Source organism: Pseudomonas sp. AN-B15, assembly GCF_019056475.1.
GTDB classification, from domain to species: Bacteria; Pseudomonadota; Gammaproteobacteria; order Pseudomonadales; family Pseudomonadaceae; genus Aquipseudomonas; species Aquipseudomonas parakoreensis.
Window position 1 is genome coordinate 5,933,119 of sequence record NZ_CP049737.1, and the last position, 25,053, is coordinate 5,958,171.

Annotated in this window: 19 protein-coding genes, 1 tRNA gene and 8 pseudogenes; 18 read left to right on the top strand and 10 right to left on the bottom strand. The window is 60.8% G+C overall.

All coding sequences use genetic code 11. The features are described 5' to 3' along the window. Window positions 1-17: 17 nt before the first annotated feature. The 5 genes from murI to hemA are packed head-to-tail and all read right to left on the bottom strand — an operon-like array spanning window position 18 to window position 4,747. Entirely contained in the window at window positions 18-809 is a 792-nt protein-coding gene (gene murI, locus GTQ41_RS26955) for a glutamate racemase (protein ID WP_047296502.1), read from the bottom strand. Continuing rightward, window positions 802-1,557 (bottom strand): molybdopterin-synthase adenylyltransferase MoeB, encoded by a 756-nt coding sequence (locus GTQ41_RS26960; RefSeq protein ID WP_047296503.1) that lies wholly within the window; start codon window positions 1,555-1,557, stop codon window positions 802-804. Before GTQ41_RS26960 ends, murI begins: the two co-directional genes overlap by 8 nt. Beyond that, window positions 1,551-2,381 carry a peptide chain release factor N(5)-glutamine methyltransferase gene (gene prmC, locus GTQ41_RS26965; RefSeq protein WP_047296505.1) on the bottom strand — a complete coding sequence of 277 codons (831 nt, stop codon included), beginning with the start codon at window positions 2,379-2,381 and terminating at the stop codon, window positions 1,551-1,553. The genes GTQ41_RS26960 and prmC overlap by 7 nt, the downstream gene beginning before the upstream one ends. Next, window positions 2,382-3,464 (bottom strand): peptide chain release factor 1, encoded by a 1,083-nt coding sequence (gene prfA / locus GTQ41_RS26970; RefSeq protein ID WP_027612234.1) that lies wholly within the window; start codon window positions 3,462-3,464, stop codon window positions 2,382-2,384. Next, window positions 3,461-4,747: a glutamyl-tRNA reductase gene (gene hemA / locus GTQ41_RS26975; RefSeq protein ID WP_041072472.1), complete on the bottom strand. Its 1,287-nt coding sequence runs from the start codon at window positions 4,745-4,747 to the stop codon at window positions 3,461-3,463. Before hemA ends, prfA begins: the two co-directional genes overlap by 4 nt. 180 nt (window positions 4,748-4,927) lie before the next feature. Between hemA and GTQ41_RS26980 the strand changes: the two are divergent. The 9 genes and pseudogenes from GTQ41_RS26980 (at window position 4,928) to argH (ending at window position 13,693) form a co-directional block, all read left to right on the top strand. Beyond that, window positions 4,928-6,646, top strand: a pseudogene (locus tag GTQ41_RS26980) (tetratricopeptide repeat protein). Window positions 6,647-6,649: 3 nt separating this feature from the next. After that, window positions 6,650-7,267 carry a lipoprotein insertase outer membrane protein LolB gene (lolB, locus tag GTQ41_RS26985; protein ID WP_047296510.1) on the top strand — a complete coding sequence of 206 codons (618 nt, stop codon included), beginning with the start codon at window positions 6,650-6,652 and terminating at the stop codon, window positions 7,265-7,267. Between the two features lie 3 nt (window positions 7,268-7,270). Beyond that, window positions 7,271-8,118: pseudogene (ispE, locus tag GTQ41_RS26990) on the top strand (4-(cytidine 5'-diphospho)-2-C-methyl-D-erythritol kinase). Window positions 8,119-8,154: 36 nt separating this feature from the next. Then, window positions 8,155-8,229 (top strand) — tRNA-Gln (locus GTQ41_RS26995). A gap of 45 nt (window positions 8,230-8,274) precedes the next feature. After that, window positions 8,275-9,213, top strand: a pseudogene (locus GTQ41_RS27000) (ribose-phosphate pyrophosphokinase). Between the two features lie 139 nt (window positions 9,214-9,352). Then, window positions 9,353-9,980 (top strand): annotated as a pseudogene (locus GTQ41_RS27005) (50S ribosomal protein L25/general stress protein Ctc). Between the two features lie 146 nt (window positions 9,981-10,126). After that, window positions 10,127-10,711, top strand: coding sequence for an aminoacyl-tRNA hydrolase (gene pth, locus GTQ41_RS27010; protein WP_254369341.1), 585 nt, complete (start codon window positions 10,127-10,129; stop codon window positions 10,709-10,711). 22 nt (window positions 10,712-10,733) lie between these two features. Beyond that, window positions 10,734-11,833 (top strand): annotated as a pseudogene (gene ychF / locus GTQ41_RS27015) (redox-regulated ATPase YchF). A gap of 465 nt (window positions 11,834-12,298) precedes the next feature. Beyond that, window positions 12,299-13,693: pseudogene (argH, locus tag GTQ41_RS27020) on the top strand (argininosuccinate lyase). 119 nt (window positions 13,694-13,812) lie between these two features. Here the strand turns inward: argH and GTQ41_RS27025 are convergent. Beyond that, window positions 13,813-14,470 (bottom strand): annotated as a pseudogene (locus tag GTQ41_RS27025) (glutathione S-transferase family protein). Between the two features lie 123 nt (window positions 14,471-14,593). Here GTQ41_RS27025 and GTQ41_RS27030 point away from each other — a divergent pair. From GTQ41_RS27030 to GTQ41_RS27040, 3 genes and pseudogenes are all read left to right on the top strand, one after another. Then, window positions 14,594-14,878, top strand: a complete 285-nt coding sequence (locus tag GTQ41_RS27030) for a hypothetical protein (RefSeq protein ID WP_047297257.1) — start codon at window positions 14,594-14,596, stop codon at window positions 14,876-14,878. A gap of 260 nt (window positions 14,879-15,138) precedes the next feature. Next, on the top strand, window positions 15,139-15,384 hold the full coding sequence (locus tag GTQ41_RS27035; RefSeq protein ID WP_003229392.1) for a TIGR02647 family protein: 246 nt from the start codon (window positions 15,139-15,141) through the stop codon (window positions 15,382-15,384). A 180-nt stretch (window positions 15,385-15,564) separates the two neighbouring features. Then, window positions 15,565-18,403: pseudogene (locus GTQ41_RS27040) on the top strand (class I adenylate cyclase). Window positions 18,404-18,410: 7 nt separating this feature from the next. On the opposite strand, the gene rnk reads toward GTQ41_RS27040, so the two are convergent. The 3 genes from rnk to cyaY all read right to left on the bottom strand — a co-directional run bounded on the left by rnk (window position 18,411) and on the right by cyaY (window position 19,606). Beyond that, on the bottom strand, window positions 18,411-18,830 hold the full coding sequence (gene rnk, locus GTQ41_RS27045; RefSeq protein ID WP_041071993.1) for a nucleoside diphosphate kinase regulator: 420 nt from the start codon (window positions 18,828-18,830) through the stop codon (window positions 18,411-18,413). Window positions 18,831-19,058: 228 nt separating this feature from the next. Next, on the bottom strand, window positions 19,059-19,277 hold the full coding sequence (locus tag GTQ41_RS27050) for a DUF1289 domain-containing protein (RefSeq protein ID WP_047297259.1): 219 nt from the start codon (window positions 19,275-19,277) through the stop codon (window positions 19,059-19,061). Window positions 19,278-19,279: 2 nt separating this feature from the next. Continuing rightward, window positions 19,280-19,606 (bottom strand): iron donor protein CyaY, encoded by a 327-nt coding sequence (cyaY, locus tag GTQ41_RS27055; protein WP_041071991.1) that lies wholly within the window; start codon window positions 19,604-19,606, stop codon window positions 19,280-19,282. Window positions 19,607-19,830: 224 nt separating this feature from the next. On the opposite strand from cyaY, the gene GTQ41_RS27060 reads away from it, so the two are divergent. The 6 genes from GTQ41_RS27060 to GTQ41_RS27085 are packed head-to-tail and all read left to right on the top strand — an operon-like array spanning window position 19,831 to window position 24,440. Continuing rightward, on the top strand, window positions 19,831-20,004 hold the full coding sequence (locus GTQ41_RS27060; protein WP_007911098.1) for a lipoprotein: 174 nt from the start codon (window positions 19,831-19,833) through the stop codon (window positions 20,002-20,004). Window positions 20,005-20,013: 9 nt separating this feature from the next. Next, window positions 20,014-21,261 carry a diaminopimelate decarboxylase gene (lysA, locus tag GTQ41_RS27065; RefSeq protein ID WP_047297260.1) on the top strand — a complete coding sequence of 416 codons (1,248 nt, stop codon included), beginning with the start codon at window positions 20,014-20,016 and terminating at the stop codon, window positions 21,259-21,261. Between the two features lie 3 nt (window positions 21,262-21,264). Next, the gene (dapF, locus tag GTQ41_RS27070; protein WP_041071988.1) at window positions 21,265-22,095 is read left to right on the top strand and encodes a diaminopimelate epimerase; all 831 of its coding nucleotides are present in this window, start codon (window positions 21,265-21,267) and stop codon (window positions 22,093-22,095) included. Window positions 22,096-22,108: 13 nt separating this feature from the next. After that, window positions 22,109-22,834 carry a DUF484 family protein gene (locus GTQ41_RS27075; RefSeq protein ID WP_041071987.1) on the top strand — a complete coding sequence of 242 codons (726 nt, stop codon included), beginning with the start codon at window positions 22,109-22,111 and terminating at the stop codon, window positions 22,832-22,834. Window positions 22,835-22,836: 2 nt separating this feature from the next. Continuing rightward, the gene (gene xerC, locus GTQ41_RS27080) at window positions 22,837-23,736 is read left to right on the top strand and encodes a tyrosine recombinase XerC (protein ID WP_047297261.1); all 900 of its coding nucleotides are present in this window, start codon (window positions 22,837-22,839) and stop codon (window positions 23,734-23,736) included. Beyond that, window positions 23,733-24,440, top strand: a complete 708-nt coding sequence (locus GTQ41_RS27085) for an HAD family hydrolase (RefSeq protein WP_047297262.1) — start codon at window positions 23,733-23,735, stop codon at window positions 24,438-24,440. The genes xerC and GTQ41_RS27085 overlap by 4 nt, the downstream gene beginning before the upstream one ends. A gap of 251 nt (window positions 24,441-24,691) precedes the next feature. Here GTQ41_RS27085 and sutA read toward each other — a convergent pair whose 3' ends face one another. Continuing rightward, entirely contained in the window at window positions 24,692-25,018 is a 327-nt protein-coding gene (sutA, locus tag GTQ41_RS27090) for a transcriptional regulator SutA (RefSeq protein ID WP_007951900.1), read from the bottom strand. Window positions 25,019-25,053 lie beyond the last annotated feature (35 nt).

The following is a 25,053-nucleotide window of genomic DNA, read 5'->3' on the forward strand; positions in this document are numbered from 1 at the left end:
GATATTTCACATTTTTTTTACAAGGTGAATTTTTCGACGTCGCCGGCGGCTTGGCCCAACAGGGGCAGGATTTTGCGAAAGGACGCCGGATCCGCGCTGGTCCAGAATCTGACTGGCTGGTTCGGTCCGTAGGCGAGCAACCCGCGCTCGGCCAGCAGCCGCTGCAACTGGCGGGCGACGGCGGCACCGGTGTCGATCAGGCTGATGCTTTCGGGGAGCATCGACTTGAGCATCGGTTTGAGAAACGGATAGTGGGTGCAGCCGAGGATGATCGTGTCGCAACCATTGGCCAGCAGCGGCTCGACATAGTGCTGGAGCAATGCGCGCAGCTCGGCGCTATGCAGATCGCCGCTTTCAATCAGCTCGACCAGACCGGGGCACGGCTGGGTGATGACGCGAACGTCGGTAGCGAAACGATCAAGCAACGCGGCGAACTTGGCGCTCTGCAACGTGCCGGTGGTGGCAAGTACGCCAACCACACCGCTACGGGTCGCGGCAGCAGCAGGTTTGACCGCGGGCTCCATGCCGACAATCGGCCACTCGGGGAAATCCCGGCGCAGATCGGCAACAGCGGCCACCGTCGCGGTGTTGCAGGCAATCACCAAGGCCTTGGCGCCCTGCTCGCGGAAAAAACCGGCCATCACCTTGCAGCGCTGGCGGATGAACTCAGGGGATTTCTCGCCGTAGGGAATGTGCCCGCAATCGGCGAAGTACAGCAGTGACTCATGGGGCAGCAACCGCTGGACTTCGGCCAGTACCGACAAGCCGCCGACACCGGAATCGAACACCGCGATCGGTGCCTCACGCATCGTGCGATCCGCAGACGCTGCAGCCCGGATCGCGCTTGACCCGCAGCTCACGAAAGCGCGAACCCAAGGCATCGATCAGCAGCAAGCGGCCTACCAGTGGTTCGCCGAAACCGACCAGCACTTTCAAGGCTTCGAGCGCCTGAAGACTGCCGACCAGGCCCACCAGTGGCCCGACCACACCGGCCTCGCTGCACGTCAGTTCGGCTTCGCTGCCATGCCCGTACAGGCAGTGATAACACGGACTTTCCGGGCGACGCGGGTCGAACACCGCCAACTGCCCTTCCAGACGAATCGCCGCGCCGCTGACCAACGGCTTGCGCGCGGCCACGCACGCGGCGTTGACCGCTTCGCGGGTGGAGAAATTGTCGGAACAGTCGAGTACCAGATCCACCGCCGACACGGCAGCGGCAAGGGAGTCCTCGTCCAGCGCCAGACGGTGCGGCACCAATTGAATCTCGGGGTTGATCGCGCCGAGGCGCTTGAGCGCCGAGTCGACCTTGCTCATGCCGACACTGTCGGTGTCATGAATGATCTGGCGCTGCAGATTGGTCAGGTCGACCGTGTCGAAATCCGCCAGATGCAACTCACCGACACCGGCCGCCGCCAGATACAGCGCGACCGGCGCACCGAGGCCGCCGAGGCCGACGATCAGCACGCGGCTGTCTTTGAGCTTCAGTTGCCCATCGATGTCGATGTGTTGCAGCAGAATCTGCCGGCTATAGCGCAGCAATTCCTGATCATTCAGCACGGCAGGCGCCCCAGGCTGATCCGTTGATGGCCGCCCAGATCGGTGCGGCTGTGGACTTGTTCAAAACCGCGAGTGAGCAGGAGATCACGCACGGCCTCGGCTTGATCATAGCCGTGTTCGAGCATCAGCCAGCCGCCGGCTTCCAGATGATCCGGGGCCTGGGCGACGATCAGGCGCAGATCGTCGAGCCCGTCGACACCGGCCACCAGCGCACTGGCCGGTTCGAAGCGCACGTCGCCCTCGACCAGATGCGGGTCGGCAGCGGCGATGTAGGGCGGGTTGCTGATGATCAGATCGAAGCGCTGGCCTTGAAGGGCGCTGAACCAATGGCTGCTCAGCACCGTGGCGTTATTCAGGCTCAAGCGCTGGCGGTTGCGTTCGGCCAGGGCCACGGCTTCCAGCACACGATCCACCGCCGTGACTTGCCAAGCCGGACGTTCGCTGGCCAGGGCCAAGGCAATCGCGCCGCTGCCGGTGCCCAGATCGAGCACTTTCGCCGGCGTCGCCGCCAGCAACTCCAGCGCGGCTTCGACCAGCAATTCGGTGTCCGGGCGCGGAATCAGCGTGTGCGGTGCAACTTCCAGATCGAGTTTCCAGAACCCCTGCTGACCAAGAATATAGGCCACCGGCTCACCGCCGCGACGTCGCTGCAGATACTCGGCGAAGAGCAGCGCCGCTTCGCTGGGCACGATGCGCTCAGGCCAGGTGTGGAGGAAGCTGCGCGGCTTGCCCAGTGCCGCCGCCAGGAGCAATTCGGCATCCAGACGCGCCGTCGGCGAATCCGGCAGTTCGGCGGCACGCAACAGACTGGCAATGATGGTCATTTATTCACCTATCGCTGCAAGCTGGTCGGCCTGGTATTCGGCCAGCAAAGGCTCGATCACCGCTTCAACGCCACCGGCGAGAATTTCATCCAGGGAGTACAGGGTCAGGTTGACGCGATGGTCGGTGACCCGGCCCTGAGCAAAGTTGTAAGTACGAATACGCTCGGAACGGTCGCCGGAACCGACCAGCAGCTTACGCTCGCTGGCAATCGCATTGGCCGCTGCGGCGGTCTGCTGGTCGTTGAGCTTGGCCGACAGCCAGGCCATCGCCCGCGCGCGGTTCTTGTGCTGGGAACGTTCTTCCTGGCACTCGACGACGGTGCCGGTCGGTATGTGCGTGATGCGGATCGCCGAGTCGGTGGTGTTGACGTGCTGACCACCGGCCCCGGAGGAGCGGTAAGTGTCGACACGCAGATCCGCCGGGTTGATCTCGATGGCTTCCCGCTCGTCCGGCTCGGGCAACACCGCCACGGTGCAGGCCGAGGTGTGGATACGGCCCTGGGACTCGGTGGCGGGTACACGCTGTACGCGGTGCGCGCCGGACTCGAATTTCAGCTTGCCGTAAACGTTGTCGCCTTCAATGCGGGCGATGACTTCTTTATAGCCACCGTGCTCGCCTTCGTTTTCCGAAAGGATCTCCACGCGCCAGCCACGCCGTTCGGCGTAACGCGAGTACATGCGAAACAGATCGCCGGAGAAGATCGCCGCTTCGTCGCCACCGGTACCGGCGCGAATTTCGAGAAAGACGTTACGCCCGTCATTGGGATCCTTGGGCAGCAACATGCGCTGCAGATCATCTTCCAGTCTGATCAGCAATTCCTTGGCTTCGCGGACTTCCTCCACGGCCATTTCACGCATGTCCGGGTCGCTGTCCTTGAGCAGCGCCTGGGCGCCTTCAAGATCACTTTGTACGCCGAGCAGCTTTTTATAGCCTTGTACCACCGGCTCGAGTTCGGCGTATTCCTTGGAATAAGCGCGGAATTTGGCCTGATCGGCAATGACTTCGCCGTCGCCGAGCAGCGCGGTCAGTTCCTCGAAACGGTCCTGGAGGGTGTCCAGCTTGTTGAGCAGTGACGCTTTCATTGCGGTTTTTTATCCGAAAAACTATCCGGTGAGCCCTCGAGGGCGAAGAGTTCCTGGGCCATGGCCAGCGCATCGAGGCGGCCTTCGGCAGAAAGCTTTTTCAACTGCACGCTGGGCGCATGCAGCAGTTTATTGGTCAGGCCACGGGCCAGTTGCCCGAGCACCTCTTCGGCGTTGCCGCCGTTGGCCAGCAGACGCAGGGCCTTTTGCAGCTCCTCGTCGCGCAGGCGTTCGCTCTGTTGCCGATAAGCCTTGAGCACATCGACCGCCGCCAGTTCGCGCAGACGCACCATGAAATCGTCGGCGCCGACCGAAACCATCTCTTCCGCCGCCTGGGCTGCGCCCTGCCGACTCTTGAGGTTCTCGGCGACCACTTCGTGCAGATCGTCGACGCTGTACAGGTAAACGTCGTCGAGTTCGCCGACTTCCGGCTCGATGTCGCGGGGTACGGCGATGTCGACCATGAAGATCGGCTTGTGCTTGCGCTGCTTCAGCGCGCTTTCGACGGCGCCTTTACCGAGGATCGGCAACTGGCTGGCGGTCGAACTGATCACGATATCGCTGCGCACCAGTTCTGCCGGAATGTCCGAGAGCAGCACCGCATGCGCGCCGAACTGCTCGGCCAGCAGGCTGGCGCGTTCCAGCGTACGGTTGGCCACCACGATGCGCTTGACCCCCAGCTCGTGCAAATGGCGGGCGACCAGCGTGATGGTCTCGCCGGCGCCGATCAACAGGGCCTGGCTGCGCTGCAAATCACTGAAAATCTGTTTGGCCAGGCTGACGGCGGCAAACGCCACGGACACCGGGTTTTCGCCGATGGCGGTGTCGGTACGGACTTGCTTGGCGGCGTTGAACGTCGCTTGAAACAGCCGCCCCAGCAGCGGGCCGATGGTGCCCGCCTCACGCGCCACGGCGTAGGCCGATTTCATCTGGCCGAGAATCTGCGGTTCGCCCAGCACCAGCGAGTCGAGCCCGGAGGCGACGCGCATCATGTGACGAACTGCCGCATCATCTTCGTGCACATAAGCGCTCGCGCGCAGCTCATCGAGGCTTAAATGGTGATAATCCGCCAGCCAGCGCAGAACCAGATCAGCGGAAATCTGATCCTGTTCTATATAAAGCTCACTGCGATTGCAGGTGGAGAGGATCGCAGCTTCGCGGCTGTCGGTGAGTCGGCAGAGCTGCTGCAAGGCCTCAACCAGCTGCTCAGGGGTAAAGGCCACGCGCTCGCGGACGTCTACTGAAGCAGTCTTGTGGTTAATACCGAGTGCAAGGAAGGCCATTCAAGGTCGCTGATGGTGACGTGAAGCCGGCAATTGTCCTACTTCGTCAGATTCAGAACACTACCGCTGACTATTGTCCCAATTGTCGGCCACTATAAAGGCCACATTCGAGACTCGGTTATGTTTGACCGAAGGCTTGTGTCATGATGATCCGACCGCAGTTAGTCGTCCTTCTCCTATATGAATAGATCTTCCGCGTTGCTCCTTGCTTTTGTCTTCCTCAGCGGCTGCCAGGCCATGGCACCCGTTTCGCCGGACGGTACCCCGCCGGTCGAAGACACCACGCCCGCGCCTGAAAAACCCAAGGTTTACAGCTCGTTCAGCGAGGAAACCGTCTTCAGCCTGCTGAGCGCCGAACTCGCCGGCCAGCGCAATCGTTTCGACATTGCCCTGGACAACTACGTGACCCAGGCGATCAACACCCAGGATCCGGGGGTTTCCGAGCGCGCGTTCCGCATCGCCGAATACCTCGGTGCCGACCAGCCTGCGCTGGATACCGCGCTGATCTGGGCAAAAACGCCCCGGACGACCTCGAAGCGCAGCGCGCCGCTGCCGTGCAGCTGGCACGCGCCGGGCGTTACGACGACTCCATGGTCTACATGGAGAAAGTTCTGCAGGGCAAGGGCGACACTCATTTCGACTTCCTCGCACTGTCGGCGGCCGACACCGATCAGGAAACCCGCAACGGTTTGATGAAAAGTTTCGACCGTCTGCTGCAGCGCCACCCGAAGAACAGTCAGCTGATTTTCGGCAAGGCCCTGTTGCTGCAACAGGACGGCGACAATAAAGCCGCACTGACCCTGCTCGAAGACAACCCCCCGGAAGAAGGCGAGATTGCTCCGATCCTGTTGCGCGCGCGCCTGCTGCAAACCCTGAATCGTGGCGACGAAGCATTGCCACTGCTGCGCAAAAGCATCAAGCAATACCCGGACGACAAGCGCCTGCGCCTGACGTATGCGCGCACCCTGGTCGAACAGGACCGGATGGACGACGCCAAAGTCGAGTTCTCCACCCTGGTTCAGCAATACCCGGAAGATGACGAACTGCGTTACTCGCTGGCATTGGTCTGCCTGGAAGCCAAGGCCTGGGACGAGGCCAAGGGCTACCTGGAAGACCTGATCGCCCGGGAAAGCCACGTCGATTCGGCACACCTGAACCTCGGCCGCATCGCTGAAGAGCGCAACGATCCACAGGGCGCGCTGATCGAATACGCCCAGGTCGGCCCGGGCAATGACTATCTGCCGGCGCAACTGCGTCAGGCGGACATTCTGATGAACAACGGCAAGACCGCCGAAGCCCAGAGCAAACTGGCGGCCGAGCGCGATGCCCAGCCGGATTACGCAATCCAGCTGTATTTGATCGAATCCGAAACCCTGTCGGCCAACAAACAGGACGACAAGGCCTGGAAGGTCCTGCAGCAAGCGCTGCTGCAATACCCGGACGATCTGAATCTGCTCTACACCCGCGCCATGCTCGCGGAAAAGCGCAATGACCTGGCGCAGATGGAAAAGACCTGCGCCTGATCATCAAGCGCGACCCGGACAACGCCATGGCGCTCAATGCGCTGGGCTACACCCTGTCCGATCGCACTACCCGCTATGCCGAAGCCAAAGCCCTGATCGAACAGGCGCAGATCAATCCGGAAGACCCGGCGGTACTCGACAGCCTTGGCTGGGTGAATTTCCGCATGGGCAATCTGGACGACGCCGAGAAGTATCTGCGTCAGGCGCTCGAGCGCTTCCCGGACCACGAAGTCGCCGCGCACCTGGGCGAAGTCCTGGGGTCAAGGGCAATCAGCGCGAAGCCAAACAAGTCTGGGGCAAATTCCTCAAGGATCAGCCCGACAGCACCATCCTGCGCAGCACCATCAAGCGCCTGACCGGATCCGAGACTCTTTAACTCATGTTTTTGCGCCACGTTATTATTTTCAGTTTCATCGCCCTGCTCGCCGGTTGCGCGGGCTTCGGTGCTCGCGAGTCGGTCGAGGGCCACGGCAGTCCGGCTCAGTGGACCGCAAACAAACAACAGCTGACCGGCCTTGACGGCTGGCAGATCGACGGCAAGATCGGCATCCGCGCACCGAAAGATTCCGGTAGCGGCACGCTGTTCTGGCTGCAACGCCAGGACTATTACGACATTCGTCTGTCCGGCCCGCTGGGTCGTGGCGCGGCGCGTCTGACCGGGCGTCCGGGCAAGGTCTCGCTGGAAGTCGCCAATCAGGGCCGCTATGACGCCGAGTCACCGGAAGCGCTGCTCGAAGAGCAACTGGGCTGGAAGCTGCCCGTGTCGAATCTGGCCTGGTGGGTCCGTGGCTTGCCGGCACCCAGCAGCAAAAGCCGTCTGACCCTGGATAACGACAGTCGCCTGGCCAATCTGGAACAGGACGGCTGGAAGGTCGAGTACCTCAGCTACGCCGAGCAGAACGGTTACTGGCTGCCCGAGCGGATCAAACTGCATGGCACCGATCTGGACGTGACGCTGGTGATCAAGACCTGGCAACCGCGTAAATTGGGGCAATAACCCATGACCGCTCCACGTCTGACGCTGCCGTCGCCGGCCAAGCTCAATCTGATGCTGCACATTCTCGGGCGCCGTGCAGACGGTTATCACGAACTGCAGACGCTGTTTCAGTTTGTCGATTACGGCGACGAAATCACCTTCGCCGTGCGCGACGACGGCGTGATACAGCTGCACACCGAATTCGCTGGCGTGCCCCACGACAGCAACCTGATCGTGCGCGCGGCGAAAATGCTTCAGCAACAGTCCGGCTGCCCACTGGGCATCGACATCTGGATCGACAAGGTGCTGCCGATGGGTGGCGGCATCGGTGGCGGCAGCTCGAACGCGGCCACTACCCTGCTCGGTCTCAATCACCTGTGGCAACTGGGCTGGGATGAGGATCGCCTCGCGCACTGGGCCTGTCGCTCGGCGCTGACGTGCCGGTTTTCGTCCGTGGCCACGCGGCATTTGCCGAAGGCGTGGGCGAAAACTGACCCCGGTCGAACCCGAAGAACCGTGGTATCTGGTGCTCGTGCCGCAAGTCTCTGTAAGTACGGCAGAAATTTTTCCGATCCTTTGTTGACACGTAACACGCCGCCCATTAAAGTGCGCCCCGTTCCCGAGGGAAACAGTCGAAATGACTGCTTGCCGGTGGTTGCAAGGCGTTATCCAGAGGTACGTAACGCATTGGATTTGTTAGGTAATTTACCGAAGCAAAACTCACCGGAACTGGAAGTTGTGTGTTTGGGGGCTTCCCAAGCAAAGCTGAAGCTGATAAAGTCTCGGCCCTTCTTACAGAGACCCTTACAGGGTTTGTAGCAAAAGGAAGCAACGTTTCGATGTTGCATCGCAAGCTGCAAAGTCTGCTCTAAAAGGAATCAAGTGCCAGGCACTTGAAGCAACAGATACAGGGCGTCGCCAAGCGGTAAGGCAGCAGGTTTTGATCCTGCCATGCGTTGGTTCGAATCCAGCCGCCCCTGCCATTTTCTATACTCATCCAGGTTACCCTCAGCCTCTAGGTACTGCGCGTGTCCAAGATGATGGTCTTTACGGGGAACGCTAACCCCGATCTGGCTCGGCGTGTTGTACGTCAGCTGCATATCCCTCTCGGTGACATCTCTGTCGGCAAGTTTTTCCGACGGCGAAATCACTGCCGAGATCAATGAAAACGTTCGCGGTAAAGACGTTTTCATTATTCAGCCGACTTGCGCCCCGACCAACGATAACCTGATGGAACTGGTCGTGATGGCTGATGCCTTCCGCCGCTCCTCGGCTACTCGTATCACTGCTGTTATTCCTTATTTTGGTTATGCCGTCATCGCCGTCCGCGTTCCGCACGTGTGGCTATCAGCGCGAAAGTCGTTGCTGACATGCTTACCGTAGTCGGCATCGACCGTGTGCTCACGGTTGATCTGCATGCTGACCAGATTCAGGGCTTCTTCGATATTCCGGTAGATAACATCTACGGCTCCCCGGTTCTGGTGGATGACATTGAAGATCAGCGCTTCGAAAACCTGATGATCGTGTCCCCGGACATTGGTGGCGTCGTGCGTGCACGTGCCGTTGCCAAATCCCTGGGCGTGGATCTCGGGATCATCGACAAACGCCGTGAGAAAGCCAATCACTCTGAAGTGATGCATATCATCGGTGATGTCGAAGGGCGTACCTGCATTCTGGTCGATGACATGGTCGATACCGCCGGCACTCTGTGCCACGCGGCCAAGGCCTTGAAAGAGCATGGCGCAGCCAAGGTCTTTGCCTACTGCACACACCCTGTGCTGTCGGGTCGGGCCATCGAGAATATCGAAAATTCCGTGCTGGACGAGCTGGTGGTGACTAACACCATCCCGCTGTCCGCTGCAGCACAAGCCTGTGCACGTATCCGTCAACTGGATATCGCACCGGTTGTTGCCGAAGCGGTTCGCCGCATCAGCAATGAAGAATCGATCAGCGCGATGTTCCGTTAAGGGCCCTGCCCTTCTCGAAATGTCTCGTTGACGAAAAGCGCCCCGCCCCGGCATTCCTGTCGGGCGGGGCTTTTTTGCCATACCGTGTTTGGCGCTGGTCGCAAACGCCGCTCGGTCATGGCTATTTTGGAGATACAAAATGAACGATTTTACTCTGAATGCTGAAGTGCGTTCCGACCTGGGGAAAGGTGCGAGCCGCCGCCTGCGTCGTCTCGCCGCTCTGGTTCCAGCTGTTGTTTACGGTGGCGACAAAGCCCCTGAATCCATCAGCATGCTGGCCAAAGAAGTTGCCAAACTGCTCGAAAACGAAGCGGCTTACAGCCACATCATCGAGCTGAACGTTGGTGGCAAGAAACAAAACGTCGTGATCAAGGCACTGCAACGTCACCCGGCCAAAGGCCACGTGATGCACGCTGACTTCGTACGCGTTGTCGCTGGCCAGAAACTGACCGCTATCGTTCCTGTGCACTTCATCAACGAAGCTGCTCCAGTGAAGAAAGGCGGCGAAATCTCGCACGTTGTTGCCGAGATCGAAGTTTCCTGCCTGCCAAAAGACCTGCCTGAGTTCATCGAAGTCGACCTGGCTAACGCTGAAATCGGCACCATCGTTCACCCTGTCGGACCTCAAAGCTCCTAAAGGTGTCGAGTTCGTTGCTCTGGCACACGGCGATGACAAGGCAGTAGCCAACGTCCACGCTCCACGTGTTTGCTCCAGAAGCTACCGAAGAAGGCGCAGCAGAGTAATTTCACTCTGTTCGTCGGAGTGAGTGAAACATCGCGGACTGGAACGTAGCGAGAAAGCGGGCGGGAACGCGGAGTTTACATTCATGGTAAATGAGCAATTTTCGTCCACTTTCGCCGCCTTCACTGATCGCGGCGATGTCAACCACCACTCCAAGGAAGGGCCCCTATCGTGACTGCCATCAAACTGATCGTTGGCCTGGGAAATCCAGGCGCCGAATACGAACAGACCCGGCATAACGCAGGGGCCCTTTTTGTTGAGCGCATCGCTGCCGCGCAAGGTGTGAACCTTGTGGCCGATCGCAAATATTTTGGCCTGACCGGGCGCTACTCGCATCAGGGTCAGGATGTTCGCCTGCTGATTCCCACCACCTACATGAACCGCAGCGGCCAGGCCGTGGCGGCACTCGCCGGTTTCTTCCGCATCAAGCCTGAAGAAATCCTGGTGGCGCACGACGAACTCGATCTGCCTCCGGGCGTCGCCAAGCTCAAGCAGGCGGCGGCCATGGCGGTCACAACGGGTTGCGCGACATCATCGCGCAACTGGGCAATCAGAATACGTTTCTACCGCCTGCGGCTTGGCATCGGCCACCCGGGCGTTGCCAGTATGGTTTCAAATTTCGTCCTGGGTCGTGCGCCACGCGCCGAACAGGAAAAACTCGATGCCAGCATCGACTTTGCCCTCGGCGTGCTGCCGGATATCCTCGCCGGTGAATGGAACCGCGCGATGAAAAACCTGCACAGCCAGAAGGCCTGACTCTAATCCGAGGGGAAACACCATGGGATTCAATTGCGGCATCGTCGGCCTGCCTAACGTCGGCAAGTCCACCCTGTTCAACGCCCTGACCAAATCCGGTATCGCGGCCGAGAACTTCCCCTTCTGCACCATCGAGCCGAACAGCGGCATCGTGCCGATGCCGGATCCGCGTCTGGACGCTCTGGCGGCCATCGTCAATCCGAAGCGCATCCTGCCGACCACCATGGAATTCGTCGACATCGCAGGCCTGGTAGCCGGCGCCTCGAAAGGTGAAGGTCTGGGCAACAAGTTCCTGGCCAACATCCGTGAAACCGACGCCATCGCTCACGTGGTGCGCTGCTTCGAAGACGACAACGTGATCCACGTGTCCAACAGCGTCAACCCGAAGCGCGACATCGAAATCATCGACCTGGAACTGATCTTCGCCGACCTCGACAGCTGCGAGAAGCAACTGCAGAAAGTCGCGCGCAATGCCAAGGGTGGTGACAAGGACGCAGTGGCTCAGAAAGCCCTGCTGGAGCAATTGATCCCTCACTTCACCGAAGGCAAGCCTGCGCGCAGCCTGATGAAGAACATGAGCGCCGACGAGAAGGCGATCATCAAGGGTTTCCACCTGCTGACACCAAACCGGTCATGTACATCGCCAACGTCGCTGAAGACGGTTTCGAGAACAACCCGCACCTGGACGTGGTCAAGGCCATCGCCGAAGAAGAAGGCGCCATGGTGGTTCCGGTGTGCAACAAGATCGAAGCGGAAATCGCCGAGCTCGAAGACGGCGAAGAGAAGGACATGTTCCTCGAGGCGCTGGGCCTGGAAGAGCCTGGCCTGAACCGCGTGATCCGTGCCGGCTACGAAATGCTGCACCTGCAGACCTACTTCACCGCCGGCGTCGAAGAAGTCCGCGCCTGGACCGTCCGCGTCGGTGCCACCGCACCCCAAGCTGCCGGCGTGATCCACACCGACTTCGAAAAAGGCTTCATCCGCGCCGAAGTCATCGCTTACAACGACTTCATCCAGTACAAGGGCGAAGCCGGTGCCAAGGAAGCCGGTAAATGGCGCCTGGAAGGCAAGGACTACATCGTCAAGGACGGTGACGTGATGCACTTCCGCTTCAACGTGTAAGCGTTACGTCCAAGAAAAAGCCGCGTTTGATACGCGCTTTTTTGTGCCTGAAATTTACTGCTGAACATATTTCCCCTGTGGGAGCGAGCCTGCTCGCGAAAAGGGAGTGTCAGTCACACCTCTGCCAGTGTCGGGTCGTACTGCTCAAAGCCCGCTGTTTTCTGCGTTTTTCACGGGGTATGCCAAAGGACAAATCCACCCACCCCCTCTTCTTATAGTCGGCGTCCAGACCTTAGCGCGATCTGCAGTCGCGCCGACCCTTATGTCCAACTGTAGACGCTTGCCGGGCCGATATTGCTCAATCGAAAAATATCCTTGCGCAAATCCCTTGCAGACAGCGCCGACTATGAACGAGCAGATGAGAAAAAAACGTATCGACCGGTGTCAGCGACAGGATTGGCAACCCTGTTATTATCCGCGCCAGCGTTTCACGCCTTCTTTCTCCAAGCCGATACGAGCGAATTCATGAGCACTGACAAGACCAATCAGTCCTGGGGCGGCCGCTTCAGTGAACCCGTCGACGCCTTCGTCGCCCGCTCACCGCCTCCGTCACTTTCGACCAGCGCCTGTATCGCCACGACATCATGGGCTCGATCGCCCACGCCACCATGCTGGCCAAGGTCGGCGTGCTGACGGATGCCGAGCGCGACAGCATCATCGATGGCCTGCAGACCATCCAGGGCGAAATCGAGGCCGGCCAGTTCGACTGGCGCGTCGACCTCGAAGACGTGCACATGAACATCGAAGCGCGCCTGACTGACCGCATCGGCATCACCGGCAAGAAACTGCACACCGGGCGCAGCCGTAACGATCAGGTCGCCACCGACATCCGCCTGTGGCTGCGTGACGAAATCGACCTGATCCTGGCCGAAATCACTCGCCTGCAAAAAGGCCTGCTGGAGCAGGCCGACCGTGAAGCGGCGAGCATCATGCCCGGCTTCACTCACCTGCAGACCGCAACAACCGGTGACCTTCGGCCACCACATGCTGGCCTGGTTCGAAATGCTCAGCCGCGACTACGAGCGTCTGGTCGACTGCCGCAAGCGCACCAACCGCATGCCGCTGGGCAGCGCTGCGCTGGCCGGCACCACCTACCCGATCGACCGCGAATACACCGCGCAACTGCTGGGTTTCGATGCCGTCGGCGGTAACTCGCTGGACAACGTTTCCGATCGCGACTTCGCCATCGAATTCTGCTCGGCCGCGAGCATCGCGATGATGCACCTGTCGCGCTTCTCCGAAGAGCTGGTGCTGTGGACCAGCGCGCAATTCCAGTTCATCGATCTGCCGGATCGTTTCTGCACCGGCAGCTCGATCATGCCGCAAAAGAAAAACCCGGACGTGCCGGAGCTGGTACGCGGCAAGACCGGCCGGGTATTCGGCGCTGATGGGCCTGCTGACCCTGATGAAAGGCCAGCCATTGGCCTACAACAAGGACAATCAGGAAGACAAGGAACCGCTGTTCGACGCCGCCGACACCCTGCGCGATTCGCTGCGCGCCTTTGCCGACATGATCCCGGCGATCAAGCCGAAACACGCGATCATGCGTGAAGCGGCCCTGCGCGGTTTCTCCACCGCCACCGACCTGGCGGACTACCTGGTACGCCGTGGCCTGCCGTTCCGTGATTGCCACGAAATCGTCGGTCACGCGGTGAAATACGGTGTGGATACCGGCAAGGATCTGGCCGAGATGAGCCTGGAGGAACTGCGCCAGTTCAGCGACCAGATCGAGCAGGACGTGTTTGCCGTACTGACGCTGGAAGGCTCGGTGAATGCCCGTGACCACATCGGCGGGACTGCGCCGGCGCAGAAGGTCAGGCGGCGGTGGTTCGCGGTCAGACGTTGATCGCAAGCCGCTAAAAGCATCGCGGGCAAGCCCGCTCCCACAGGGTTCTCTGTTGGAACACGATTTTGTGTTCGACCCAAAGACCTGTGGGAGCTGGCTTGCCAGCGATTACCTATTTACAAACGCCGCAATATCACTTCTTGGCAGCGATCATCGCCAAAAACGCCGGCATCGCCGCCTCTTTGTCCGCAGCAATCTTCTGCACATGCGGATTCTGCTCAAGCTGCTCCAGCAGCGCCTTGGCTTTCGGCATCTCCGCCAGCCAATCGATCCCGAACAGTTTTTGCCCGACCGCACAGGCCAGCGGCACGCTGTACAGAAAGTACAGATCCGCAATGCTCAGGCTGTCGCCCGCCACGTACGGCGCGAACTTGCCGTGTCGGCCCAGTGCCGCAAAACCCAGCAACAGCTCGGCTTTGGTTTTCTCCTTGATCGCGTCCGGCACCGTCGCGCCGAAGAACGCCTCGCCATAACAGGCGCGACCCGGCAGCTCGATGTACAGCTCGATTTCCTTGGCAATCGCCAACACCTGCGCTCGCTCGAATGGATCGCTCGGCAGCAGCGGCGTACCTTTCTGGGTCTGCTCAAGGTATTCGAGGATGATCGCGGTTTCGTTAATAAATCCGGCATCGACACCGAGTACCGGCACTTTGCCGCGGGCTGATCGCCAGCGACTCCGGGGTCTGCGTCGGGTAGAAGGTGACTTCTTCGAACGCCAGGCCTTTTTCCAGCAGTGCCAGTTTGACCATGTTGTAGTAGTTGCTGACAGCGAATCCATAGAGCTTGAACATCACATAGCCTCCAGGCCGTGCGGGGTGGGCAGGCACTGTTTATAGATCGCCCGTCACGATCCTGCCAGCAGCATCACGCCGCTGAATGCGGGTAAACTGGCGCCTTTCCTTGAGGAGCCTGCCATGAGCGAGCCGACAGACATCGACAACGACGAAGAAGAGTTCACCGAGGCGACGTTGATCGAAGCCATCGAGAACCAGATCGAAAGCGACAACCCGCCAGCCGCCAAGGCGACCTTCAACAAGTTGACCCTGGTGGGTGTCGAGCGCGAAGAGATCCTCAATCTGATGGCGCACGTGCTGGCCTATGAGATTGACGCGATGCTCGACGAAGACCGCGCGTTCGATACCGAGTGGTATGAAACCGCACTGCGTGCGCTGCCCGAGCTGCCAGCGGAAAAGCAGTAAGCAAAACATATCCCCTTGTGGGAGCGAGCCTGCTCGCGAATGCCGTGTATCAGCAAAAACAACGCTATATGACACACCGCTTTCGCGAGCAGGCTCACTCCCACACAATTTGTCACCCATCCATCCAGCCATCTCTCCGGCCCCGACTACACTGGAATCCGCCTCAAGACAAAATCCCTGATCTGAGCACTGGACATGCCGCAAAAGCGGGTTCACCTTAGGGACGCTGTCGTCCAATTCCTAGAAAGTCTGGAGTCCTTATGTCGCTTACCCCTGAGTTGGTTGCCGAACTGGAAGTCCTCGCACTCTTCAACCTGGACAGTTCCCAGGAAGGTTTGAAAATTCATCAGACCGCTGCCCCGAAACACATTGCCGCCGCCAAACGCCTCTTCGAAAAAGAACTCACCGACCAGCCCGATGGCGGGTATCTGACCAGCCTGGGTCGCGATGCCGCGCAAAATGTGCAAACCGTGCTGACCATTCTGAGAGAGCAGGAAACCGCCTGATCCCCCTTCTTTGCCCACGGGAACTCCTGCCACGGGATTTCCGCGGGCCTGCCCGGCCCTCGCGCTAAAAATCTGACGTCAAAAAACAAATTCAGCTTAAAAGTCCCGCCGTGCAAAGGCTAAACTGCCTCCCATTCCGAGACCCTCTTCGTCCGAGCCCACGAGCCGGTTTGAGCTGACATGACGCGCACCCATGAAATCCGCCCCGATCTGGACGAAGGCATCGACCGCAAGGTACTCAGCCAGCTGCGCGCGCGTTTTCTCAAGCTCAATGAAGGTCGCCTTGGCCGGGCACTCGAAGGGCTGTCGACCCGCCAGCAAGGCGTGCTGACCCTGCTGCCGCTGTTCTTCCACGTCAATCATCCGCTGCTGCCGGGCTATGTTTCCGGCAGCACGCCAGCCGGGCTGTCCAACTATGAACCGGACGCCATCGCCCTCGCCGAAGCACAACGCCTGACTCGCTCGTTCTCCTACAAACCACGCCACGGCAGCAACCCGCCACGGCCGATTCACGGGCTGTTCCTGATGGGCAGCCTCGGCACCCTGGCCCAGGCCGATCAGAGCGACATGGACGTGTGGGTCTGCCATGCGCCGGATCTGGGCGAAAGCGAGATCGCCGAGCTGCGCAAAAAATGCCAGCTGCTCGAAGCCTGGGCCGCGACCCAGGGCGCCGAGGCGCACTTCTTTCTGATCGACCCGGTGCGTTTCGTCACAGGCGAACGCGACAGCCAGCTCAGCTCCGAAAATTGCGGCAGCACTCAGCACTATCTGCTGCTGGACGAGTTTTATCGCACCGCGATCTGGCTGGGCGGACGCACGCCGATCTGGTGGCTGGTGCCGGTCTACGAAGAAAGTGCGTACGACTTGTACACCCACACTTTGCTGTCCAAGCGCTTCATCCGCGCCGACGAGACGCTGGATCTCGGGCATTTGGCGACGATTCCGCCGGGCGAGTTCATCGGCGCCGGCCTGTGGCAACTGTTCAAGGGCATTGAGTCGCCCTACAAATCGGTACTCAAATTGTTGCTGACCGAGGTCTACGCCAGCGAACACCCGAAAGTGCAGTGCTTGAGCCTGCGTTACAAGCAGGCCGTGTTTGCCAATCAACTGGATCTGGATGAGCTGGATCCGTACATGGTCGTGTACCGACGCATCGAAGAGTACCTGACCGCCCGCAACGAGCCGGAGCGGCTGGAGCTGGTACGACGCGCGTTGTACCTCAAGGTCAACCGCAAGCTCACTGGCAGCAGCCGCACCCAGAGCTGGCAGCGCTCGCTGCTGGAGCGCCTGGCGCACGAATGGCATTGGGATCAGCGCCAACTGGCCTTGCTCGACAGCCGCAGCCAGTGGAAAGTCCGCCAGGTCAGCGCTGAACGCCGCGCCCTGGTCAATGAGCTGAATTACAGCTACCGCTCCTGACCGTTGCCCCAGCGAACAGACCGTCAGCCTGATCAACAAGCGCGACCTGAACGTGCTTGGCCGTCGCCTGTACGCCGCGTTCGAGCGCAAGGCCGACAAGGTCGAATTCATCAATCCCGGCATCGCCCCGGACCTCGCCGAAGACACCTTGACCCTGGTGCAGTCGCCGAACAAGAAAGAGCCCGGGCAAACCCAGTGGGGCTTGTACAACGGCAGCCTGAACGCCCTGGAATGGGAGCACTTTGCGCCGATCAAGCGCAGCCGCGAGTTGCTCGAGCTGCTGACCTGGTGCCATCGCAACGGCGTGATCGACAGCAGCACGCGCCTGGCCCTTCATCCCGGCACCAGCGACATGAGCGAGTTCGAGTTGTTCAACCTGCTCGGCAGCCTGCAGCAGTGCATCGCCCTGCCCCTGCCAACCGTTGCAGAAGAGCCGCTGCTGCGCGCCGCGGTGCCGAGCGAGGTGCTGATACTGGTCAACGTCGGTGTCGACCCGCTCAAGCATCATCGCGACCTGAACATCCTGATGACCACCGAGCGCACCGATTCGTTGAGTTACGCCGGGGTGCGCGAAAACCTTGTATTGACCCTCGATCAGGTCACGCTCAACAGCTGGAACGAAGTGCTGGTCAACCGCTTCGACGGTCCCCACGCATTTCTCGACTGCCTGCGCGACTACCTCAACAACCTGCCGCGCGGCCCGCAGCAGCCGTCATTGAAAGTGCGCTGCTTCTGCCACAACCGCGCACAGTTCATTGCCCGGCGCGTCGAAGAAGTCATCGATACTGCGCAGACTCTGCTGCTCAGCGAGCTCAACCACCGCTACCTGATTCAGGTGCAACAGCACTATCACGTGCTGGAACTGGTGCCGGGCCAGGTCAATCATGTCGCGCTCGCCACCCTGCCGGCGCTGCTCGATTATCTGGGTGAAGAACAGCCGCGCTATAGCCCGCTGCACCTGGATCCGATGGCGCTGGAGGATCATGACCTCGCGCTGATTCTGCCCATGGGCCAGCCGGAGGCGATTCAGGTGTTCTACCGGATTACCGAACAACAGGCCGAGTTGTACGTGCTGGATGAGTTCAACGCGCTGTGGCAACAGCATCTGCCGTACCACGACGAACAGAGCCTGCTGGTGCCGCTGCAGCGATTCCTGCAATCGATCCAGTACCGGCGAGAAGCACTGTTGCCGATGGACGGCAGCCGGGCGATCAGCCTCGAAACCTTGTATTACCAGTTATTGCCTTCAGGCCCGGGGCGCGCGCGCCGGGTCGAAGCACGGCCGGCGCCGCAAACCCCGGTGAACAAACCGTTCTACGATGTGCAGGCAATCATTGGCAAAGCCGCACCGGGCGAAGTGCAGGTCACCCTGTATTGCAATCAACGAGAATTCAGCGAGCTCGAACATGGCGACCAGCTGTTTAGCGTGGTCGCCCGGGAGATCGTCGAACAGCGCCGCGAAACCGAGCGCTATCGCTGCTACATCACCGACCTGGACCTCTCGGGCCTGCTTGGTGACGGGCAGAGTTCAAGCAATCTGTATTTGCGCTACAAGGCCGACCTGGAGCGCGCCCTGAACGAGGCGCTCGAACAGATCTGAGGCGGGGTCACTCGCGGAAATCACCGCCGTTGGCCGGTTGCGACTCGACTTCCAGCAAAGTCAGTTTCAGGGTCTTGCCACCCGGCGCGGGCCAGTCGATGTGCTGACCGACCTTCAGGCCCAGCAGCGCGCTGCCGACCGGTGCGAGGATCGAGATCTTGCCTTCGTCAGCATTGGCATCCTTGGGATAGACCAGCGTCAGGTGATAATCCTTGCCGCTGCCTTCTTCGCGGCAGTGCACGCGTGAATTCATCGTCACGACATCAGCGGGCACTTCATCGTGGCCGACCAGTGTATCGGCGCGGTCCAGTTCGGTTTGCAGCGCGATCACGCCCGGCGCAGCCTGGTCTTTCTCGTTCAGGTTGTCGATCAGGCGCTCCAGACGTTGTACGTCCAGACGGGTAAGGGTGATGGAAGGTGCGGTCATGATCCGGGCAGACTCCTTTCTTCTGCACACAAAAAAAGCAAAACCCCGCCAAAAAAGACGGGGTTTTCACCAGGCCTCGATGGGTTGAGGCGTGTTCGGACACTATCACAGCTCAAAAAATATACAAGCCACCCACCCGGCACCCCGCTAACCCTGTAGGAGCTGCCGCAGGCTGCGATCTTTGCTTTTAAAGGAGCAAGATCAAAAGATCGCAGCCTGCGGCAGCTCCTACAGGGAGGTGGTTCTGCGCCTGGCGGCCTGGGCAACAATCACCCGGCGGCGTTGATCGTCCGCCGAACGCCATTCACGAATGTCTTCGACATGGCGGAAGCAGCCAAGGCAAACCTTCTGCTCATCCAGCCGGCACACGCCGCTGCACGGTGACGGCACCGCCGGGCTGACGTTGCTGTAGAGCGGCTTGGGTGGGCGTGGGGCAACCTCGGTCACGATCAGATCTCTTCGAAGTCCAGCTCGAGGCCGGTCTGGTCCTGAACGCAACGAGCCAGTACTTCACCGAGCAGTTCTTCAGACTTCTCGCAGCTCCATTTGCCCGACTCTTCGTCGTAGTCGAAATGGAATCCACCGGAACGCGCCGCCAGCCACAGCTGACGCAGCGGCTCCTGGCGACTGATGATCAACTGGCTGCCGTTATCGAACTTGATGGTCATCATGCCGGCCGTGATCTCGATATCGTCGGCATGATCCTCCAGCAACTCTTCCAACGCCTGCTGGGTGGCATCGACCAGATCGTGGAAACGCGCTTCGGACAAACTCATTGTGGCAACCTCAAAAAATGTCGGGTCAGGCTCAAGCGCCGCAAGATACGGACGCTGCCGGCCGATTGCAAAGATTAACGACCAAGCACCATTTCCCATCCAGCGCTCCCGCAGGAATTGCCAGTATCCAGAGAGCCCCGCCGGACGGGAACCCCCTCGCATAGGCAAGCTGCCGGGTGGCCGGTATACTCCGGCGCAATTAACGCATTTTCAAGGATTTCGCCATGAAGCGCCTGATCTCTTCCCTTGCTGCGCTCGTCGCGGTTGCCTGCCTCGTTTCGGCCTGTGGTCAAAAAGGCCCGCTGTACCTGCCGGATGACGATCAGGACCCGGCCGAGCAAGCCCAGTCTTCGCAAAAGCAGCCGTCCAAAGCACACAAGCACGACGTTTACCAATAAGGGATCGCCATGGACGCTTTTAACTACCGTGGCGGGGAGCTGTTCGCGGAAGGTGTGGCGCTGTCCGCCATCGCCGACCGCTTCGGCACGCCCACCTATGTCTACTCGCGTGCGCACATCGAAGCCCAGTATCTGGCCTACGCCGATGCGCTGGCCGGCATGCCGCACCTGGTCTGCTACGCGGTCAAGGCCAACTCCAACCTCGGCGTGCTGAATGTCCTGGCCCGTCTCGGCGCCGGTTTCGACATCGTTTCCCGTGGCGAACTGGAGCGTGTGCTGGCCGCTGGCGGCAGTGCCGACAAGATCGTCTTCTCCGGCGTCGGCAAGACCCGTGACGACATGCGTCGCGCCCTGGAAGTCGGCGTGCACTGCTTCAACGTCGAATCCACCGACGAGCTGGAGCGCCTGCAAGTGGTGGCTGCCGAACTGGGCGTTCGCGCGCCGATCTCGTTGCGCGTCAACCCGGACGTCGATGCCGGCACCCACCCGTACATTTCCACTGGTCTCAAAGAGAACAAGTTCGGCATCGCCATTGCCGACGCCGAAGACGTGTACGTGCGTGCGGCGCACCTGCCGAACCTGGAAGTGATCGGTGTCGACTGCCACATCGGCTCGCAACTGACCAGCCTGCCACCGTTCCTCGATGCCCTCGACCGTCTGCTCGATCTGGTCGATCGCCTCGGCGATTGCGGCATCCACCTGCGCCACATCGATCTCGGTGGCGGCCTGGGCGTGCGTTATCGCGATGAAGAGCCGCCACTGGCCGGCGACTACATCAAGGCTGTGCGCGAGCGTTTGAATGGTCGTGATCTGGCATTGGTGTTCGAGCCGGGCCGCTTCATCGTCGCCAACGCCGGCGTGCTGCTGACCCAGGTCGAATACCTCAAGCACACCGAACACAAGGATTTCGCCATCGTCGACGCGGCGATGAACGATCTGATCCGCCCGGCGCTGTATCAGGCCTGGATGGACGTCACCGCCGTCAAACCGCGTGACTCCGCTGCGCGCAAATACGACATCGTCGGCCCGATCTGCGAAACCGGCGATTTCCTCGCCAAGGATCGTGAGCTGGCGCTGGAAGAAGGCGACCTGCTGGCCGTGCATTCGGCCGGTGCCTATGGCTTCGTGATGAGTTCCAACTACAACACCCGCGGCCGTGCCGCTGAAGTGCTGGTAGACGGTGATCAGGTTTTGGAAGTGCGCCGCCGCGAAACCGTGGCTGAGCTGTTTGCCGGCGAAAGCCTGCTGCCGGAGTAACCCATGCTGCTGCGTTTTACCAAAATGCACGGCCTGGGCAATGACTTCATGGTTCTCGACCTGGTCAGCCAGCACGCGCATATTCAGCCCAAGCACGCCAAGCAATGGGGCGACCGGCACACCGGTATCGGTTTCGACCAGTTGCTGATTGTCGAAGCGCCGAGCAACCCGGACGTGGATTTCCGTTATCGGATCTTCAACTCCGATGGCTCGGAAGTGGAACAGTGCGGCAACGGTGCGCGCTGCTTCGCGCGCTTCGTGCTCGACAAACGCCTGACCGCCAAACGGCAAATTCGCGTCGAGACCAAGGGCGGCATCATCGAGCTGGATGTGCGTAACGACGGCCAGATCGGCGTGAACATGGGCGCACCACGCCTGGTGCCGGCGGACATTCCGTTCGACGCACCGGCGCAGGCGTCCAGCTATCAGCTGGAAGTCGACGGCACCACGGTCGAACTGGCCGCCGTGTCGATGGGTAACCCCCATGCGGTGCTGCGCGTGCAGGACATCAATACCGCACCGGTGCATGAACTGGGACCGAAAATCGAACACCATCCGCGCTTTCCGGCACGGGTCAACGTCGGTTTCATCCAGGTCATCGACCGCCACCGCGCGCAATTGCGCGTCTGGGAACGCGGCGCCGGGGAGACCCAGGCCTGCGGTACCGGCGCTTGTGCCGCGGCTGTCGCGGCTATCAGCCAGGGGTGGATGGATTCGCCGCTGTTGATCGACCTGCCCGGCGGGCGTCTGTCCATTGAATGGGCAGGCCCCGGCCATCCGGTGCTGATGACCGGCCCGGCAGTGCGTGTATACGAAGGACAAGTGCGTCTTTGAGTGAGCAGAAGCCATGACCGATAAGCCTCAGGTACCCGCCCGACAGTCCGACGAATCAGCGTCCGAGAGCCTGGAGGCGGCAGCGGTTGCCGCATACCTGGAGGCTCATCCGGACTTCTTCGTCGAGCACGAAGAACTGCTGCCCGCCCTGCGCATTCCCCACCAGCGCGGTGACACCGTATCGCTGGTCGAACGGCAGATGAGCATTTTGCGCGACCGCAACATCGAGATGCGTCATCGCCTCTCGCATTTGATGGACGTCGCCCGCGACAATGACCGGCTGTTCGACAAGACCCGTCGCCTGATTCTGTCGCTGATGGACGCCGCCAGCCTCGAAGACGTGGTGATCAGTGTCGAAGACAGTCTGCGTCAGGATTTCCAGGTGCCTTTTGTCAGCCTGATCCTGCTCGGCGACAATCCGGCCTCGGTTGGCCGCTGGGTGACCCACGCCGACGCGCAAACCGCCATCGGCGGCCTGCTCACCGAAGGCAAAAGCGTCAGCGGTAGCCTGCGTGAGCATGAGTTGGACTTCCTGTTCGGCGAAGAACAGCGCAAGCAGATCGGCTCCACCGCCGTGGTCGCCGTCAGCCACCAAGGCATCCACGGTATTCTGGCCATCGCCAGCCGCGATCCGCAGCACTACAAGAGTTCGGTCGGCACGCTGTTTCTCAGCTACATCGCCGAAGTCATGGGCCGCGTGCTGCCACGGGTCAACAGCTCCCTGCGCTCGGTACGCTGAACATGGAACGACAACTGGACGCTTACTGCGAACACCTGCGCAGTGAGCGACAGGTGTCGCCGCACACCCTGTCGGCCTACCGCCGCGACCTCGATAAAGTCCTCGGCTGGTGCATCAAGCAGAACATCGGCAGTTGGGCGGCGCTGGATATTCAGCGTCTGCGCAGCCTGATTGCCCGGCTGCATGCTCAGGGACAATCGTCACGCAGTCTTGCCCGATTGCTTTCGGCAGTGCGCGGGCTCTATCACTACCTCAATCGCGAAGGTCTGTGCGAACACGACCCGGCCACCGGCCTGGCGCCGCCGAAAGGCGAACGGCGCTTGCCGAAAACCCTCGACACCGACCGTGCGCTGCAACTGCTGGAAGGTGCGGTCGAGGACGATTTTCTCGCCCGTCGCGATCAAGCGATTCTCGAACTGTTCTACTCCTCGGGCCTGCGCCTGTCCGAACTGACCGGGCTCAACCTCGATCAGCTGGATCTGGCCGACGGCATGGTTCAGGTGCTCGGCAAGGGCAGCAAGACCCGCCTGCTGCCGGTCGGCAAAAAGGCTCGCGAAGCACTGGAGCAATGGCTGCCGCTGCGGGCCATGACCAACCCGGCCGACGACGCCGTGTTCGTCAGCCAGCAAGGCCGGCGCCTCGGCCCTCGGGCGATTCAGGTGCGAGTGAAACTGGCCGGCGAACGTGAACTGGGGCAGAACCTGCACCCGCACATGCTGCGGCACTCCTTCGCCAGCCACTTGCTGGAATCCTCGCAGGACCTGCGCGCGGTGCAGGAACTGCTCGGCCACTCGGACATCAAGACCACGCAGATCTACACCCACCTGGACTTCCAGCACCTGGCGGCGGTCTACGACAGCGCCCACCCCCGGGCCAAACGCAGCAAAGGCGACGATTCATGAACATCCAGTTGATCACCTTCGACCTCGACGACACTCTGTGGGACACCGCGCCGGTGATCGTCAGCGCCGAAGCGGTATTGCGCGAATGGCTGAGCGAACACGCACCGAACCTGGGCGCGGTGCCGGTGGAGCATCTGTGGGCGATTCGCGAACGGGTGCTGAACCGCGAACCGGGCCTCAAGCACCGCATCAGCGCGCTGCGCCGGCGGGTGCTGTTCCACGCACTGGAAGACGCCGGGTACGCCCACGGCGAGGCTTCGGATCTGGCCGACAAAAGTTTTGAAGTGTTCCTGCAGGCACGGCACCAGATCTCGGTATTTCCCGAGGTCGAACCCACCCTGGAAATCCTCGCCAACCACTACGCTCTCGGCGTGGTCACTAATGGCAATGCCGACGTACGCCGCCTCGGGCTCGCCGATTACTTCAAGTTTGCGTTGTGCGCCGAAGACATCGGTATCGCCAAGCCGGATGCGCGGCTGTTCCACGAGGCGTTGCAGCGCGGTGGCGTGAGTGCGGAAGCAGCCGTGCACATTGGCGATCATCCGGGCGACGACATTGCCGGGGCGCAGCAGGCGGGCATGCGCGCGATCTGGTTCAACCCGGCGGGCAAGGTCTGGGAAGCGGAGCGGCTGCCGGATGCCGAGATTCGTAGCCTGACTGATTTGCCAGCAGTTCTCGCACGTTGGAATGCCACCGTCTGCTGACCCACAACCGCTTTTTTGTGGTGAGGGGATTTATCCCCGATCGGTTGCGCAGCAGCCGTGAAGTCATCTTGCGCGGTGTGTCAGGACTGTGGGGCGTGCTGCATCATGGGCCGCTTCGCGACCCATCGGGGATAAATCCCCTCACCACAAGGCTCACCCTGCAAGGGATCGCGGCGCGTCTGGAGTATTTGTTCCAGGCATGAAAAAGCCCGCAGCGACGGCGGGCTTTTTCAGCAAGCAAGTGGCACGCCTCAGATAGGGCGGCTGCCGTACTTGTTGTCCGGCTTCTTGGGCGGATCGGCGACCACGTTGGCCTCCACTTCCTGCACCTTGCCGCCGCGCGCAAGGAATTCTTCCATGGCCTTGGCCAAGGCGTCGCGCTCCTTGTTCTTGGCTTCGATGCTCGGCAACTCGTCGACCGACACCGCAGCCTTGGCTTTGCCTTTGGCAGCCGGGGCCGGCGTATCGTCACCGCCATCGTCTTCAGCAACGTCTTCCGCTGCTGCTTCCAGACCGTCCTCGGCCTCGTCTTCGTCGCCTACTTCGAGGTCGTCGTTTTCCAGATCATCGTCGCTCATGTTCTACCTCATGACTTGCGAAAAGCAGATTAGTT